The 15,955-nt window shown below is 61.6% G+C and carries 13 protein-coding genes and 1 pseudogene; 8 read left to right on the top strand and 6 right to left on the bottom strand.

All coding sequences use genetic code 11. The annotated features are described in order from the left end of the window. Positions 1–78 precede the first annotated feature (78 nt). Together gloA and ACFWXH_RS04995 are read left to right on the top strand one after the other, a co-directional pair. Complete coding sequence (gene gloA / locus ACFWXH_RS05000) at positions 79–519, top strand: lactoylglutathione lyase (RefSeq protein ID WP_379118060.1); 441 nt, start codon at positions 79–81, stop codon at positions 517–519. Between the two features lie 115 nt (positions 520–634). After that, positions 635–925, top strand: a complete 291-nt coding sequence (locus tag ACFWXH_RS04995; RefSeq protein WP_379118058.1) for a DUF2218 domain-containing protein — start codon at positions 635–637, stop codon at positions 923–925. A gap of 1 nt (position 926) precedes the next feature. On the opposite strand, the gene ACFWXH_RS04990 is transcribed toward ACFWXH_RS04995, so the two are convergent. Together ACFWXH_RS04990 and ilvA are read right to left on the bottom strand one after the other, a co-directional pair. Next, a complete protein-coding gene (locus ACFWXH_RS04990) occupies positions 927–1,472 on the bottom strand; it encodes a DUF1697 domain-containing protein (protein ID WP_379118056.1) in 546 nt (181 codons plus the stop codon). Continuing rightward, positions 1,469–2,725: a threonine ammonia-lyase IlvA gene (gene ilvA / locus ACFWXH_RS04985; protein ID WP_054313109.1), complete on the bottom strand. Its 1,257-nt coding sequence runs from the start codon at positions 2,723–2,725 to the stop codon at positions 1,469–1,471. Before ilvA ends, ACFWXH_RS04990 begins: the two co-directional genes overlap by 4 nt. 228 nt (positions 2,726–2,953) lie before the next feature. On the opposite strand from ilvA, the gene ACFWXH_RS04980 reads away from it, so the two are divergent. Then, positions 2,954–4,000, top strand: coding sequence for an alpha/beta hydrolase (locus ACFWXH_RS04980; RefSeq protein ID WP_082407576.1), 1,047 nt, complete (start codon positions 2,954–2,956; stop codon positions 3,998–4,000). A gap of 94 nt (positions 4,001–4,094) precedes the next feature. After that, positions 4,095–5,258, top strand: a complete 1,164-nt coding sequence (locus tag ACFWXH_RS04975; protein ID WP_054313111.1) for an alpha/beta hydrolase — start codon at positions 4,095–4,097, stop codon at positions 5,256–5,258. Between the two features lie 19 nt (positions 5,259–5,277). Here the strand turns inward: ACFWXH_RS04975 and ACFWXH_RS04970 are convergent, their stop codons facing one another. After that, on the bottom strand, positions 5,278–6,147 hold the full coding sequence (locus ACFWXH_RS04970) for a LysR family transcriptional regulator (RefSeq protein ID WP_379118054.1): 870 nt from the start codon (positions 6,145–6,147) through the stop codon (positions 5,278–5,280). Between the two features lie 100 nt (positions 6,148–6,247). Between ACFWXH_RS04970 and ACFWXH_RS04965 the strand changes: the two genes are divergently transcribed. After that, positions 6,248–7,369: a Gfo/Idh/MocA family protein gene (locus ACFWXH_RS04965; RefSeq protein WP_379118051.1), complete on the top strand. Its 1,122-nt coding sequence runs from the start codon at positions 6,248–6,250 to the stop codon at positions 7,367–7,369. A 153-nt stretch (positions 7,370–7,522) separates the two neighbouring features. On the opposite strand, the gene ACFWXH_RS04960 is transcribed toward ACFWXH_RS04965, so the two are convergent. The 3 genes and pseudogenes from ACFWXH_RS04960 to ACFWXH_RS04950 form a co-directional block, all read right to left on the bottom strand. Next, positions 7,523–8,524, bottom strand: coding sequence for a bestrophin family protein (locus tag ACFWXH_RS04960; RefSeq protein WP_379118049.1), 1,002 nt, complete (start codon positions 8,522–8,524; stop codon positions 7,523–7,525). Between the two features lie 24 nt (positions 8,525–8,548). Beyond that, complete coding sequence (gene ade, locus ACFWXH_RS04955; protein ID WP_379118966.1) at positions 8,549–10,315, bottom strand: adenine deaminase; 1,767 nt, start codon at positions 10,313–10,315, stop codon at positions 8,549–8,551. A 214-nt stretch (positions 10,316–10,529) separates the two neighbouring features. After that, a pseudogene (locus ACFWXH_RS04950) lies at positions 10,530–11,323 on the bottom strand (MBL fold metallo-hydrolase). 204 nt (positions 11,324–11,527) lie between these two features. Between ACFWXH_RS04950 and ACFWXH_RS04945 the strand changes: the two are divergent. The 3 genes from ACFWXH_RS04945 to ACFWXH_RS04935 all read left to right on the top strand — a co-directional run bounded on the left by ACFWXH_RS04945 (position 11,528) and on the right by ACFWXH_RS04935 (position 15,905). After that, on the top strand, positions 11,528–13,369 hold the full coding sequence (locus ACFWXH_RS04945) for an ATP-binding protein (protein WP_379118047.1): 1,842 nt from the start codon (positions 11,528–11,530) through the stop codon (positions 13,367–13,369). After that, positions 13,366–14,724 carry a sigma-54-dependent transcriptional regulator gene (locus tag ACFWXH_RS04940; RefSeq protein ID WP_379118045.1) on the top strand — a complete coding sequence of 453 codons (1,359 nt, stop codon included), beginning with the start codon at positions 13,366–13,368 and terminating at the stop codon, positions 14,722–14,724. The genes ACFWXH_RS04945 and ACFWXH_RS04940 overlap by 4 nt, the downstream gene beginning before the upstream one ends. Before the next feature lie 203 nt (positions 14,725–14,927). Further along, positions 14,928–15,905 carry a tripartite tricarboxylate transporter substrate-binding protein gene (locus ACFWXH_RS04935; RefSeq protein WP_054313152.1) on the top strand — a complete coding sequence of 326 codons (978 nt, stop codon included), beginning with the start codon at positions 14,928–14,930 and terminating at the stop codon, positions 15,903–15,905. Positions 15,906–15,955 lie beyond the last annotated feature (50 nt).

Genomic DNA, 15,955 nt, shown 5'->3' with positions numbered 1-15,955 from the left:
TTCTTTTCTTTTGTTGCAGGTTCTCATCGCAAAACCGTGGGACACTTTTGCGGAACCTGCTTAGGTCTGGAGACGAATATGCGCTATCTGCACACAATGATCCGCGTGACTGATGTCGAAGAATCCCTCGATTTCTATTGCAACAAGCTGGGCCTCAAGGAAGTCCGCCGCATCGAGAACGAACAGGGCCGCTTCACGCTGATCTTCCTGGCCGCGTCAGAGGACGAAAAAAGTGGCGCCGAGGCACGCGCGCCGCTGGTCGAACTGACCCACAATTGGGACCCCGAGGAATACAAGGGCGGCCGCAATTTCGGCCATCTCGCCTATGAGGTTGACGATATCTATGCCACCTGCCAACGCCTGCAGGATCAGGGGGTCACCATCAACCGTCCGCCGCGGGACGGCTACATGGCCTTCATCAAATCGCCCGACGGCATTTCGATCGAACTCCTGCAAAAGGGTGCAGCCAAGGAAAAGGCGGAACCCTGGGCCTCAATGGCGAATACCGGAACCTGGTAATTTCCAAAGCGGGAGCAAACGCCTTTCCATCACTTCCGGCGGGACCGGCCGATATGAACCGGCCCCGCTCCATCAGCCAGCGTGACGCCAGCCAGACAGCCGAACGGAGAATTCCATGTCGACCAGCAATGCCGACGTCACCACCGAACACGCCAGCCGCTACCTGCAGCAGCTCTGCAAGCATTGGGCGCACAAGTTTCCCGTCACTTTCGACCCGAACCACGGCGAAATCGAACTGACCATCGGTCGCACAGTGATGGACGCGAACGCTACAACGCTGCACATCGCGCTGACCGCGAGCGACGCAACTCAGATCGAACAGCTCGAACGCGTCGTGGAAGACCATATCAAGCGTTTTGCCTTTCGCGAAGAACTGGCATTCCACTGGCAACACGCGGCGGCATAGCTCAGCCTGATGCCCGACCGATCATTTCGGCCAGCGCGAGAACGCTGCGCCAGTTGCGCATGGTGCCGGGCACTTTGAGCGTGCGCGGCAGGATTTCGGCAAATTTCGATTTTCCCAAACCATCCGGCGCATGCAGATAGAGGATATCGCCCTTCACCTCGAAGCGCTCTGGCCCTGTGCATTTCTCGGCCAGCCTGCCGATCTCCTCCGGGGTGGGTTCACGCTCCAGGGCCATCGCATGCAATTTGGTCGGATCCTCCGCTATCTCTGGATAGGGATTGTCCGCCACCAGCCGCGCAAACCAGGTCGCGTCACGCACCATGATGCGCGAATGAAAGCCCCAGCGTTTCTCGAATGCGTCCTGCAGTGTCTTCGTCAGCGACACGACGTCGGCCTGCGTCGAGCTGAAAACCACATTGCCGCTCTGCACGTAGCTTGCAACATCGGCGAAGCCAAGTTCCTCGAAGAAGGCACGCAGTTCCGCCATCCTGACAATGCGGTTGCCGCCGACATTGATGCCGGAAAACAGCGCGACGAACCCGCTCATATGATGAAACCAGCCAGCGTCTCGTTATCGGTGATGTCCTGATACTGCACCCCGTGCGTGGCGAAATTGGCGGTCAGCAGATCGAAGTTGCGGCGATCCTTCGTCTCTATGCCGATCAGCACCGAACCGAAATTGCGCGCCGATTTCTTGAGATATTCGAAGCGGGCGATATCGTCGTCGGGGCCCAGCATCTCGAGGAAATCACGCAGCGCACCCGGCCGCTGCGGGAAACGGATGATGAAATACTTCTTCAAGCCCTCGAAACGCAGCGCCCGCTCCTTGACGTCGGGCAGGCGCTCGAAGTCGAAATTGCCGCCCGACACCACCGCAACGACGGTCTTGCCCCTGATTTCCTTGCGCGGAAAATCCTTGAGCGCATCGATCGCCAGCGCCCCCGCAGGCTCCAGTACCACGCCCTCGACATTCAGCATCTCGACCATGGTGGCGCAGAGCCGGTTTTCCGGCACCAGCCGCACGTCGTCCTGCGAATAATCCTTCAGATGACGAAATGGCTCGCGGCCGATCTCGGCAACGGCGGCTCCATCAACGAAGTTGTCGACCCGGGCGAGTTTCACGCGCTTGTCCGAGGCAAGGCTTTCCCTGAGGCTTGGCGCGCCGGCGGGTTCGCAGAAAACGAAACGCGGCGCTCTCCCAGCCTGAGTGAAGTAGTGTGAAACGCCGGCCGAAAGTCCGCCGCCGCCAACCGGCAGCATGATGATGTCGGGCAGCCGAGCGCCTGGCATCTGGTCGGCGATCTCATAAGCCACGGTCGCCTGGCCCTCGATGATGTCCTTATGATCGAAGGGGGGCACCATATGCGCCCCGCTCTGCTCGGTGAATTCGAAGGCGGCGCGGTAGCATTCGTCAAAGAAGTCGCCGACCAGCTTGATTTCGACGAACTCGCCGCCAAACAGCCGCGTCTTGTCGATCTTCTGCTGCGGCGTCGTCACCGGCATGAAGACGACCCCCTTGCGACCGAAATGCCGGCACACGAAAGCAAAACCTTGCGCATGGTTGCCTGCCGACGCACAGACGAACAGCTCTGCTTCGTTGCCTTCCGCCAGGGCCTTGCGGAAAAAATTGAAAGCGCCCCTGATCTTGTAGGAGCGCACGGGCGTCAGATCCTCGCGTTTCAAAAGCACGCGCGCGCCATATTTGCGCGACAGGTAATCGTTCTCCTGCAGAGGCGTCTCGGGAAAGATCTGGCGCACCGCGGCGGCTGCGTTGGCGACCCGGTCGGCAAAGCTGGTCATGAGGCAAGTCCTTGTAGAAATTGCAGCAATCGTTCCTGCCGTCATTTTGGCTTTGGTGCAACACCTTGCTCCCGACGGACACTCCGTGGCGTAATTTTCACGGCCATGGACTTACTTTAGCCGTACTTCGCCTGTCCGGAGACTGCTTTCAAAAGATAAAAACCGACCGGAGTCGGATTTAGCAGGGCTGGACGTATCGTGCGCTTGAGAAGGTTCCTGATCGTTGCGATGACGCTTGTTGCCGCCGGCTGCGCCAGCCAAGGGCCGCAGGAGGTTCTGGGCAGCGCCATCGTAACGGCTTCGGTTTCCGACATCGTCGGAAACCACGCGATCTTCATCACCACAACGCGCAAGCGCTCCGACGATCCCAACCAAGGGTTCGACGGAAGCCGCTCTTCAACGCTGAACTACGCACGCGTCAACGTCACCGTGCCGAAGGTACACGAGGTTGGTCAGATCGAGCGGAAGAGCCGCGGCAGGTCTGATGATCCCTCGAAATACTTCATGGCCTCGCAGATGGTCGGCTATGACACCGAACCGAAGTTCGAGGCAGCGCTCAATGCCGATATCGCCGCTCGCGGCGGTCGCGCCATGGTGTTCGTGCACGGCTACAACACTTCTTTCGACGACGGTGTCTACAGACTGGCGCAGGTCGTCAACGATTCAGGTTATCCCGGCACGCCGGTTCTGTTTTCCTGGGCCTCCGGGGCTTCGACGACCGGCTATGTCTACGACCGCGAAAGCGCCAGCGTCGCCCGTGACCAGCTCGAAGTGACTTTGCGAACGCTGGCCCGTTCCGGCGCCCGCCGCATCGATATCGTCGCGCATTCGATGGGTACGTGGGTGACGATGGAGGCGCTGCGCCAGCTGGCCATCACCGGTGACCGCAACCTGAACGGCAAGCTGGGCGACGTGGTGCTCGCCTCGCCAGATATCGACGTCGACGTGTTCAAGAGCCAGATGCGCCGCTACGGCAAGCCCGACAAGCCGTTCATCGTGCTTCTTTCCGATGACGACCGGGCGCTGCGTCTGTCCGGCATGCTGGCCGGCTCGCGACCCCGCCTTGGCGACTACAAGGACGCCGCCGAGCTTGCCGACTATGGCGTGACTGTCGTCGACCTGTCATCCAAGGCCGGTACGGACCGGTTCAACCACAACAAGTTCGCGGACAATCCCGAGATGGTCAAGCTGCTCGGCCAGCGGCTGCGCGAGGACGATGGCTATGCCAGTGACCGTTCGGTCACAGATCGCATGAAGCAGTTGGGCATGATGTAAGCTGCGGCTCAATTAATCTGGACTGAGGCTGCTTCTGCCTCTATTCGAGATTGGAGGCGCCACGCTCGGGCGCCAAGGCATCGGGATCGGCTTCATGCGCTGGAAGGCATTGTTCTTCGTCGCCGTCGCGCTCTCAGTCACCGGTTGCGCCGGATCCAACACGCACGACTTGCTCAACAAGACGGCGATCGAAGCGCCTGCTTCAACGATTGCCGCCACGCACGACATCTATGTCGCAACCACGCGTCAGGCTGCAAAAACCGAGCCACGCCAGGTATTTGCCAGTGAACGCTCACTGCGCACGCAATATGCGCGCATCGATGTTTCCGTGCCGAAGATCCATCAAGTCGGCCAGATCGAGCGGGCGAAGGGGCGCGCGCAGAGCAACCCTGCCAAGCACTTCACCGCAACCCGCGCTGTTCTCTACGGCAACACAAAGGAATTCGAACAGGCGGTAAGCGCCGATATCGCCCGCGGCGACGGACGTGTGCTTGTCTTCGTGCACGGCTACAACAACGGCTTCGACGACGGCGTCTTTCGTCTGACCCAAATCGTGCAGGATACGAACTACCCCGGCACGCCGGTGCTGTTCTCCTGGGCCTCTGCCGGCAAGACCACTGGCTACATCTACGACAAGGAAAGCGCCAACGCCGCCCGCGACGACCTCGAGGCAACGTTGCGGCTCCTGGCCAAGACCAAAGCCAAAAGCATCGACATCATCGCGCATTCGATGGGCAATTGGGTGGCGATGGAGGCCCTGCGGCAGTTGGCCATCACAGGCGACCGCGACCTTTCCGGCAAGCTTGGCTATGTCGTGCTCGCTTCGCCCGACATCGATGTCGACGTGTTCAAGAAGCAGATGATCCGTTACGGCAAACCGGATCGGCCATTTACGGTCCTTCTGTCGGCGGACGATCGCGCGCTTCAGATCTCCTCCTTCATCTCCGGCGCCAAGCCGCGCGTGGGTGACTATGGAAATGCCTCCGATCTCGCCCAATATGGCGTCACGGTCGTCGACCTGACCAAGACCACCGGCGGCGACAGGCTGAACCATGCCAAATTTGCCGACAATCCGCTTCTGGTTCAGTTGCTGGGCAAGCAGTTGCAGACGCCGGCGGCGCTTTCGGAGGCCGAGCCCGCCGGCAACCAGCCGATCGAACAACTTGGGACCGGTCTGGGGCAAGCGGTCGGATCCGTGGCGGAAATCGTCATCACCACACCGTTCAAGGTTCTGACTGTGGTCACCGGCGGACAATAGGCGCAGGCGAAAGACAAGATTACCGGACAGACAGATATTGCTGTTCTGAAACGACAGTCGTCACAAAGTCCATGACCGCCCGGACCGCCGGTGTCTTTCGCAGATCGCGGTGAACCACCAGCCAGATGTCACGCGCGAAGGACGGAGCGCTATCGTCTATCCTGACCAGATCGCGGTCGTGTTCTCCGATAAAACAAGGCAGGCCGGCAACGCCAACCCCTGCCTTGACGGCGACCAGATGTTCGCTGGAATAGGTCAATTCGCAGACCACGGGACGATCGCCGGCAATGCCGAGCAGCCATGATTGTGCAGGCATGTCGGCAAAGGTTTGCGCCCAAACGATGAACTCCCAGCGCTCCTGCGAAGCCAGATGAGCATAGGACCGATGTGCGTAGAGACCGAACGGCATCGTGCCGATCTTACGCGTCACGCTGTCGGGCTCATCCGGCCTTACGAACCGCACCGCGACATCGGCTTCGCGGCGAGCCAGCGAAACCCGCTCCGCTTGCGCGGAAAGCGAAAGCCGGATGTCAGGGTAGTCCGCCCTGAAGCGCGGCAGATGTTCGGCCAGAAGATGCGTGACGAGAACCGGCGGCGCACTGAGTGCGATCCGTCCAACAAGCGGAGCTCGAGAGGCCTTGGCCAGGCGTGCGATACCGTCTGCCGCGCCTTCCATCTCCCGCGCCCGCTCGAACACTTGTCTGCCCAGGGTGGTAAGGCGGCTGGATCGCGGCAGCCGATCGATGAGCCGCACGTCGAGCGCCGTCTCCAGTGCAGCCAGCCGCCGGCTGACGGTTGCATGATCCACCTTCAGGCTGCGGGCGGCACCGGAGAGCGTGCCGTTCTGCGCGACGGCGAGGAAATGCCGGATGTCTTCCCAATCGATCATCTGTGCGAAATCTCAAGGTTGATCCGCAGATATGCCGAATTTTCGCATGGAATGCACTGGGGTATTTTCGATCGCAGCAAACCCCAGCGAGGATCACCGCATGACCGAACGCCGCTTCAAGGTTGGCATCGTTGGCTTGCAGCCAGGAAGGAGTTGGGCTGCGAGAGCGCATGTGCCTGCGCTGCGAGCCCTATCCGACACCTTCGAAATCGCCGGCGTCGCCAACTCCAGCTTGGCCAGCGCGCAAGCAGCGGTGGCCGACATGGATCTGTCCTCGAACGCCTTCGCCAGCGTAGCCGAACTGGTGGCGGCACCGGAAATCGACATCATCACCGTCGCGGTGAAGGTACCGCCGCATTTCGAGATCGTGAAAGCGGCGATCGCTGCCGGCAAGCATGTCTATTGCGAATGGCCGCTGGGCAACGGCTTGGCGGAGGCCGAAGCAATGGCAAAGCTTGCACGGCAAAAGGGCATCTTGGGCGTGGTCGGAACCCAAGCGCGCCTCGCTCCGGAAATTGACTATTTGAGGCAACTGATTGCCGACGGCTTTGTCGGCAAGGTGCTGTCAACCACCCTGGTTGGCCGCGCCGGGGCCGCACTCGGTGCCGGCACCATTTCCGATAAAAGAACCTACGGTTATCTGCTCGATCGCGCCAACGGTGCCACCGCGCTTACGATCCCCGTAGGGCATACGCTGGCGGCGCTACGCGATGTGCTCGGCGAAGTCGCGGAAGTCTCCGCAGTGCTGGCGACGCGGCGACCCACTGCGCTCGCGCTCGACACACAGGAGTGGTTGCCGGTATCCGCCCCCGACCAAGTGCTGGTCAACGGCGTCATGGCCAGCGGTGCGCCAATCTCCATCCACTACCGCGGCGGCCCAGCGCGCGATGATGACGGCCTGTTCTGGGAAATCCATGGCACCGAAGGCGACATCCGGATCACGGGTGCTTCCGGCCACACGCAGATGGTTCAGCTCTCGCTCACGGGCGCGCGCGGTGATGACAAGGTGTTTCGGCCACTGGAAGTTCCCGCCTCGCACCGTGCCGGCTGGCCGAAGGAAGTGGAGGCAGGCAATGTTGCCCGGCTCTATGCCAGAATGGCGGAGGACCTACGCAACGGCACGCACACCGCACCGAGCTTTGACGACGCCGTTGCTGTGCACCGTATCATCGCTGCCATCGAGAAAGCCGCGGAGAGCGGAAATCGTGTTTTTCTGGCCTGATCAAAATTGCGAGAAGTCGTCCCATGGATACCATGGGCCGCTATGTGTGCGTCACAGGCGACAGCATTATCCTGCGTAGGCAAAATAGACTTTGCCGCGCTTGGGATCGACAATCGCGATGCTTCGAACTCCCGGAGATTTCCACTCGACTATTCAGGTCGCGATATTATTGATCACCGGCGATGGAGCCGGAAGACTGGTTTCGCCAAGCGACCTGCGCAGCTCGATCTCGATGTCCCGGCAAATCTGGGAAATCGGGACGTCGTTGGCGCCGCCCTCGAACGGATTTGCGCTGCTCTCGCCGACCAGGTCGAGCGACATGTAGACCCAACCCAGAAGCGCGCTGAACGGGATCGTCAGCCAGATCGCGACAGGACCGAGCAAGCCGCCCAGCTTGCCCATCTCCGCAAAGACCGGAACGATGCCGAAAGGCAGCATGGTGCAGAAGATGACCATGAACATCGAGCTGATGATCGCGTATTGGCGCGGGTAAGGGTTGTTCTTTATACGATCGCAGCGTGCCTGCTGATCATGGAAGTCGCGCATCAGCTTGGTAAGCTCGGAATAGACCTGCGTCGGAACGGCGGAGTTCTTGAGCAGGCCGTTGATCTGGACAGACTGCATCTCAAGAAGGGTTACCGCCGGCTGCGGTGTTTTCAGCACGCGCTCGGCATCTTCGGCCAGCAGCGCGCGCAATTCATCGGCGACCGCGCTTTTGTCCTCCTGGATGTGATAGCGCCGTCGGCGGAATTCGATATTGGCGGCGCGCGCCAGCGACTCCCATGGCATCGGCCGGCGCAACGAGAACCGCAGAGCCGTCAACCAGGCCAGGTGCCGGTAGATCAACTGCTTCGCGGTCGTCGCGTCGGTGAAGTCCCTGCAGAAATTGGACCACATCCGGCTGCTTGCCGTGATCTGGGAAAAAGCCTGCAGGGCCTCATTGCTGCGGGTGAACACCTGCGAATTCTTGAAGCCGGTGACGAGTGACACGGTGGTGCCGAGCACAAGCACGACGGACCACGGCACAGAGAAACCCGCAGTGGCGGGAAGGCGATAAAGCGCGATCGCCAGTCCGCTCACCACGACCATGTAGATGACGCTGCGCCGCGACCAGAGCGCGAAATCCAGCAATCTGTAAGACCGGCCTACATACATGGGATGTCCCGAAATCCTTGACGCTCAGACGAACAGGTCAACCTTCTCGAAGGTCCTCACGTCGACCAGCCCGACGTCCGAGATGCGCAATTCCGGGATCACCACCAGCGCCAGAAGCGAGTGCTGCATGTAGGCGTTGTTCAGCGAGCAACCCATCTTGCCCATCGCCTCGGTCAGCTTCTCGGCCTTGGCCGCCACGATCTCGGCGCGCTCGTCGGACATCAGGCCGGCGATCGGCATTTCGACCAGCGCCAGTTCCTTGCCCTTCGAATAGAGCACCACGCCGCCGCCGACTTCCGCCAAGCGGTTGGCGGCCAGCGCCATGTCCTGTTTGTTGGTGCCGACGACGATGATGTGGTGGCTGTCATGCGCGACCGACGAGGCCATCGCACAGTCCTCCCCGTAGCCGAAGCCAGACACAAACGCATTGGTGACGCCGCCGGTACCGCGATGGCGCTCGACCAGCGCGATCTGGCAGACATCCCCTGCCCGGTCGATGGCGACCAGACCATCCTCGACGGCCAGATCCGCCTCCAGCGCGCGGGTCGGCGCCTGGTTCTCGATGACGCCGATGACCCGGGCGCGCACCTTGTTGGCGCCTTCCGGCGCCTTGATGTCGAAATCGGTTGCTGCGAGCCGTTTGCCCAGCTTCACCGTGTTCTTGGCACTCGCGGGATAATCGTAGGCCGGGATATCAGCCTCCAGCCGTCCGCTCGCCGCGAGGCGAACGCCGCGGCCATAGACCTCGTCGATGGTCATTTCGGCAAGGTTCGACACGATCAGGAGATCGGCCAGCCGCCCTGGCGCGATCGAGCCGATTTCGCGCTCCAGCCGGAAATGCTGGGCGGTGTTGATCGTCACCATCTGGATCGCCGTCACCGGCTTCAAGCCCTGCTGGATGGCGTGCCTGACGACGCGGTCCATGTGACCGTCATTCACCAGGGTGCCGGAATGGCTGTCGTCGGTGCAGAGGATGAAGTTCCGGGGGTCGATGCCTTGTTCCGTCACGGCTTTTATCTGCTCGGCAACGTCGTACCAGGCAGAGCCAAGCCGCAGCATCGCCTTCATGCCCTGGCGCACGCGCGCAATCGCGTCCTCGGCGCGTGTGCCCTCATGGTCGTCCTCCGGTCCGCCGGCGACATAGCCGTGGAACGGCAGACCCAGGTCGGGCGAAGCATAGTGGCCGCCCACCGTCTTGCCCGCCCTGACCGTCGCGGCGATCTCACCGGACATGACGGGGTTGTTGGCGGCGACGCCGGGGAAATTCATGACTTCGCCGAGCCCGATGATGTTCTCCCAGGTCATCGCCTCGGCGACGTCCTCGACGGTGAGCACCGCGCCAGCATTCTCCAGCCCGGGCGCGGAAGGCACGCAGGACGGCATCTGCACGAGCACGTTGATCGGCATGGCGAGCGCCTCGTCATGCATCAGCCGGACACCGGGCAATCCGAGCACGTTGGCGATCTCGTGCGGATCGATGAACATCGACGTCGTGCCATGCGGGATAACCGCACGGCTGAACTCGGTGACGGTGACCATGCCGCTTTCGACATGCATGTGCGCATCGCACAGGCCAGGCACCAGATAGCGTCCGCCAGCATCGACCACCACGGTCTCCGGCCCGATGGCATGCGACGCGTCAGGCCCACAATAGGCAAAACGCCCGCCGACCACGGCAACGTCGGTGCCGCCGATGATCTCGCCCGAATGGACGTTGACCCAGCGGCCGTTGCGCACCACCAGGTCGGCTGGCTTGCGCCCCGTTGCGACATCGACAAGCAACGTCGCCATCTCGGCCCAGGGTTTCGGTCGGGGGAATTTTGCTGGAATCACGTTTCACTTCCGTCGATCGCTGAATTTCCCACTCTGGCAAAACTGCCGGCGGGAAACCAGTTCGATGATGACAAGCTAACGGCTCATTTGCGCCTGCGATTCCGCTCCATCCCCTTCAAGGGCAATGATCGGGTCAGCAGAGAAGCAAGAAAACCACGCCAAACGACGGAATTTAAAGCGTAAGTTTGGTCGGGACACCTTTTTCGAGGACCTTCAACCGGTCGGCGATGCTCAAAGCCTCGAAGGCATGGGCAAGCTGTTCCTGCGTTTCGGTGAAATGCTCCCAGCCCTCATTGTGGATGGCGACAATGGTGGCATTGGCAAGGCGGCGGCCGCTTCGATCGCGTCATTGGCATCCATGGTGACATGGAAGGCGCCCCGCGGTTTGGCAGAGCCGGTGAACAGCACCGCCAGACGCACGTCGAAACGCCGCGCGACCTCGGCAACACCCTCGAACCAGACCGTATCGCCGGAGATATAGAGGCTCGGCCCCTTTTCGTCGCCCAGCGATATGATGAAGCCGATGACATCGCCGGAGATCGGCTCGAAGCCATGCGGGCCGTGACGCGCGGGCGCTGCCGTTATCACCAGACGCAGACCCTGCGGCGTCACAACGTCCACGCTCTGCCAGGGCGCAAGACCTTCAGTGAGACCTCCCAGGCGTTCGGCCCCCACTTTAGTGGTCAGAACGCGGCCTGCTTTAGGTAGGAAGGCGCGGCCGGCATGATCGAGATTGTCAAAATGCTGGTCATGGCTAAGGAGGACCGCATCGATGGGCGGCAGTTCGTCAGGGCCGAGAGCCGGACCGGTCAGCTTCACCAGGCGCACGCCGCCATCATAGGCTTGCGGCGTATCGAATGCCGGATCGGTGAGAAGATTGAGACCACCGATATTGATCAGTGCGGTCGGACCGCCGATCAGCGTTGCGGTGATGTCTGCAGGCAATTGATCAGGTCGGTTCGTCATGTCGCTCTCCATATCCTGGTACCCCAGAAGAGCGGATATCGGGATCGCCGATCGGTCATCCAACGCGTTTGCGGGAACAGCGGATGTGTCGAAATACGCCCGCAGCGGTTTCCCGTCGCGATGGGTAGCGTGTCACGCCGTTGCCGGTCCGTTGTACAAGATGGCGCGCTGGCTATACTGCAGGCGGGTCAACCGGCGATGCTGATGTTCAAGCCTTTTTCCGATCGACGCTGGTTCTGGATTACACTTCTGCTCGCAGTCACGGCGGCGCTCGCTTTCTATGGCAGCAGCTTTGCGACGCGTGCCTATCTCGACCAGGCGGCATCGCGCGGCAAAACCACGTTGAGGCTGGCTGTAGCCGCATTGCAAGGACAGTTGAACCGCTTCGAACCCCTCCCGTCGCTGATCGCCGACAACGACAGCATCAAGGACCTTCTGGCGGACCCAAACAACCCGGGACTTCGTGCCCGAGGTAACGCTTATCTCAGGCAAATCAATGCCTTGCTGCAATCTTCCGACATCTATGTGATCGGGCCGGACGGTGAAACGATCATTGCCAGCAATTTCGACCGGCCCGTCAGCTTCGTCGGGGAGAATTTCTCCTACCGTCCTTACTTCCAGGACGCGATCAAGGGCAAGCGCGGCCGTTTCTTCGCACTTGGCACCACCTCGCTGAAGCGCGGCTACTATTTCTCGGCTCCCGTGCATGTCGGCAATGCCATCCGCGGCGTCGTGGTGTTCAAGGTCGAGGTCGACGCCATCGAAGCATCGTGGCTGGGCGGCGACGACGAGATCATCGTTACCGATCCGGAAGGCATCATCTTCATGGCGGAGCGGCCGGAGTGGCTCTATGCCAGCCTGCTGCCACTGACGGCGGAACGGCGCGCCCGCACGGCCGCCTCGCGGCGCTATGCGAACGCTACGTTGCGTGAATTGCCGGTCACGCGCGGCAATTTCGAAGACCGGCTTTCACTGATGACGGTCAATTTCGACAGACAGCAAAGTGAGTATCTGGTCTTGTCGGAGGCCATGGCTGACGCCGGTTGGACGATCAACGTCCTGCTGGACACGCGCTCGGCGCGTACGCAGGCTTTGACCACGGTAACCGCCGCACTCCTGATGCTCGGCCTTGCGGCCCTGGCCGGCTTTGTCTTGCTGCAACGGCGGGCGCGGCTGGCGGAGCGCATGGAAATGCAACGCTTTGCGCGCGAAGAACTCGAGCGTCGCGTCGAGGAACGCACCCATGACCTCGCACTCGTCAACACACGCCTTGAGACGGAAGTCGCCGAACGACGCACCGCTGAGCAACAGTTGAGGCAAACACAGGCGGATCTTATCCAGGCCGGCAAGCTGGCTGCGCTTGGACAAATGTCGGCGGCTCTATCGCATGAATTCAACCAGCCGCTGGCCGCTGTGAAGACCTATGCCGACAATGCCGCCGTGCTCATCGATCGCGAACGGGCCACCGAGGCGCGCGACAACGTTGCACGCATCTCGAGCCTCGCCGACCGCATGGCCTCGATCAGCCGGCATCTTCGCAATTTCGCGCGCAAGCCGAACGAAAAACTCGGCGCGATCGATTTGGCCGATGTGGTGCGTGACACGCAGGAAATCGTTGCCTGGCGTCTCAAGGCAGCCGATGCGACGCTGCTTGTCGATCTCGGCCGTACGCCGCTGACGGTGAAGGCAGGAGCGATCCGGCTTCAGCAGGTGCTGGTGAATATCATCACCAACGCAGCCGACGCCGTCGAAGGCCTGCCGGACAGGCGTATCGAACTGCAGGCGCGGCGCAAGGCGGGTAAAGTGCTGATCACGGTTCGCGATCATGGCCCCGGCGTTGCCGATGCCATCGCGGAACGGATATTCGACCCGTTCTTCTCGACGAAGGGCGTTGGCAAGGGGCTGGGCCTTGGACTTTCGATTTCCTACAACATCATCAAGGACTTCGGCGGAAGTCTTGGCGTCTTGAATCATTCCGAGGGTGGAGCCCTGTTCACGATTGAACTCGAAGCGATGCGCAACGCAGTGCGCGAGGCGGCGGAATGAAACCGCCGATCGTGCTGCTTGTGGACGATGAGGAAGAACCCCGCAGGGCAGCTGCCCAATCGCTCGATCTTGCCGGGCTCACGCTACAGGAGTGCGCCTCGGCGGAACGCGCGCTCGATTTCATCACCCAGGGCTTCAATGGTGTCGTCGTGTCCGACATCCGCATGCCGGGAATGGATGGCATGACACTTCTTTCCCGCATTCGCGAGATCGACGCTGATATTCCCGTCATCCTCGTCACCGGTCACGGCGATGTCCAGCTCGCCGTTCGTGCGATGCGCGAGGGTGCTTATGACTTCCTCGAAAAACCCTACGTCGTGCAGCACCTGATCGAAATGGCCGGGCGCGCTATCGATCGGCGCAAGCTCGTGCTGGAAAATCGCCAGTTGCGCGCGGCCGCGGGCAAGAATGACGACCTCGAGGCCCGTCTGCCCGGCCGTACCCAGGTGATGGTCGAACTGCGTTACAAGCTGCGGGCCATCGCGGCCACCGATGCCGACATCCTAGTGATCGGCGACACCGGTACCGGCAAGGAAGTAGCGGCGCGCGCGCTGCACGACATCAGCGGGCGCGCTACCAAACCTTTCATCGCGATCAATTGTGCGGCACTCCCCGCCACGCTGATCGAAAGCGAACTGTTCGGCCATGAGGCCGGCGCTTTCCCGGGCGCCTTGCGGCCACGCTTCGGCAAGTTCGAGCACGCGAGGGGCGGCACCGTACTCCTCGACGAGATCGGCTCGATGCCAGTCGATCTGCAGGCGAAGCTCCTGCGCGTCATACAGGACCGCGTCATCTACCGGCTGGGGTCCAACGAACCGATACCGCTCGATGTGCGCTTCATCGCCACCAGCAAGGTCGATCTCGACGAAGAAGTCGCCGCCGGGCGGTTCCGTGCCGACCTGCTTTATCATCTCAACGTGGTGACGCTGAGGATGCCGGCGCTTGTCGCACGGCGCGAGGACGTTCCCTTGCTTTTCCTGCAATTGGTGCGCGAGGCGGCGGGACGTTATCGCCGGGATGATGCCGAGGTGCCGCCACACGTCATCGCGGACATTGCCAGCCGGGACTGGCCCGGCAACGTGCGTGAGCTCAGGAATGCGGCGGACCGTTTCGTGCTGGGACTTAGCCCGCACGCCGGCGCGCAGACAACCGAAATTGCCAATGGTGATCTGCGTCTGGCGGACCGGGTCGCGGAATTCGAAAAGGATGTCATCTCCGCCGCGCTCGTTGCCCATGGCGGCAGCCTGAAGCCGGTCTACGAGCAGCTCGGGATCTCACGCAAGACGCTCTACGAGAAGATGCAGCGCTATGGGCTCGACAAGAAACAACTGGGCGCGCCGGAAACCGCAGACTAGTTGGCGCGCGTCATATGTGTGAAAATCCACACATGCTTGAGCCACAATGTTACGCTTTCCACCCATTGCAGGGGCGTCGGATCAAGAATGCCGAGGTTTAATGCAATCGGACATTGCCGAACACGACGAAGGCTCTTCCTATGAGCCATCCGTTCGCGGTGCTGGAGGAGACCTGCACCGGAACGAAGACCTGGGAGGATTTCATGAAGAAGCTTATCGCCTCGCTGGCGACGGCTGCGACCTTTGCCATGTTGGCAAGCTCCGCCGTGGCACAGACCTATCCCGACAAAACGATCACCATGATCGTACCGTTCGCGGCCGGTGGCCCGACCGACACCGTGACCCGGCTCGTCGCCGAATCGATGTCCAAGGACCTCGGCCAGCAAGTGATCGTCGAGAACGTCGGTGGTGCCGGCGGTACGCTGGGCGCGGCTCGCGTCGCCGAGGCCGATCCTGACGGCTACACGCTGCTCCTGCACCATATCGGCATGGCCACCAGCGCCACGCTCTACCGCAAGCTCGCTTACGACACGCTGAACGCTTTCGACTATGTCGGCCTCGTTACCGAAGTGCCGATGACAATCGTCACGCGCAAGGACTTCGAGCCCGCCGATCTCAAGGGCATGATCGAATACGTCAAGGCCAACAAGGACAAGGTGACGCTTGCCAATGCCGGCATCGGCGCCGCTTCCCATCTGTGCGGCATGATGTTCATGAATGCGATCCAGACACAGTTCGTGACGGTGCCATACAAGGGCACCGGCCCGGCGATGACCGATCTGCTCGGTGGCCAGGTCGACATCATGTGCGACCAGACCACCAACACGACCAAGCAGATCCAGGGCGGCACGATCAAGGCCTATGCCGTCACCTCGCCTGCTCGCCTCGATGTGCTGCCCGACATCCCGACCACGGAGGAAGCTGGCCTGCCGGGCTTCCAGGTCGGCATCTGGCACGGCGTCTACGCGCCGAAAGGCACGCCGCCGGAGGTGCTCGACAAGCTCAGCAAGTCGCTGCAGAAGGCGCTGAAGGACGAAAACGTCGTCGCCCGCTTCGCCGAGCTGGGCACCAAGCCTTCGCCGGAGGCGGATGCCACACCCGCAGCACTCAAGGCCAAGCTGGAAAGCGAAGTCGCCCGCTGGAAGCCAGTGATCGAGGCCGCCGGCCAGTACGCGGACTAGCACTTTCTGGACGGCCGGGTGAGGATATCACCCGGCCTTTCGCTTTATCG

The sequence above is a fragment of the Mesorhizobium sp. NPDC059054 genome (genome assembly GCF_042739215.1).
Classification (GTDB): domain Bacteria; phylum Pseudomonadota; class Alphaproteobacteria; order Rhizobiales; family Rhizobiaceae; genus Mesorhizobium.
The sequence above is the reverse complement of the archived record's forward strand: the minus strand, read 5'-3'. Positions and strand labels throughout refer to the sequence as shown.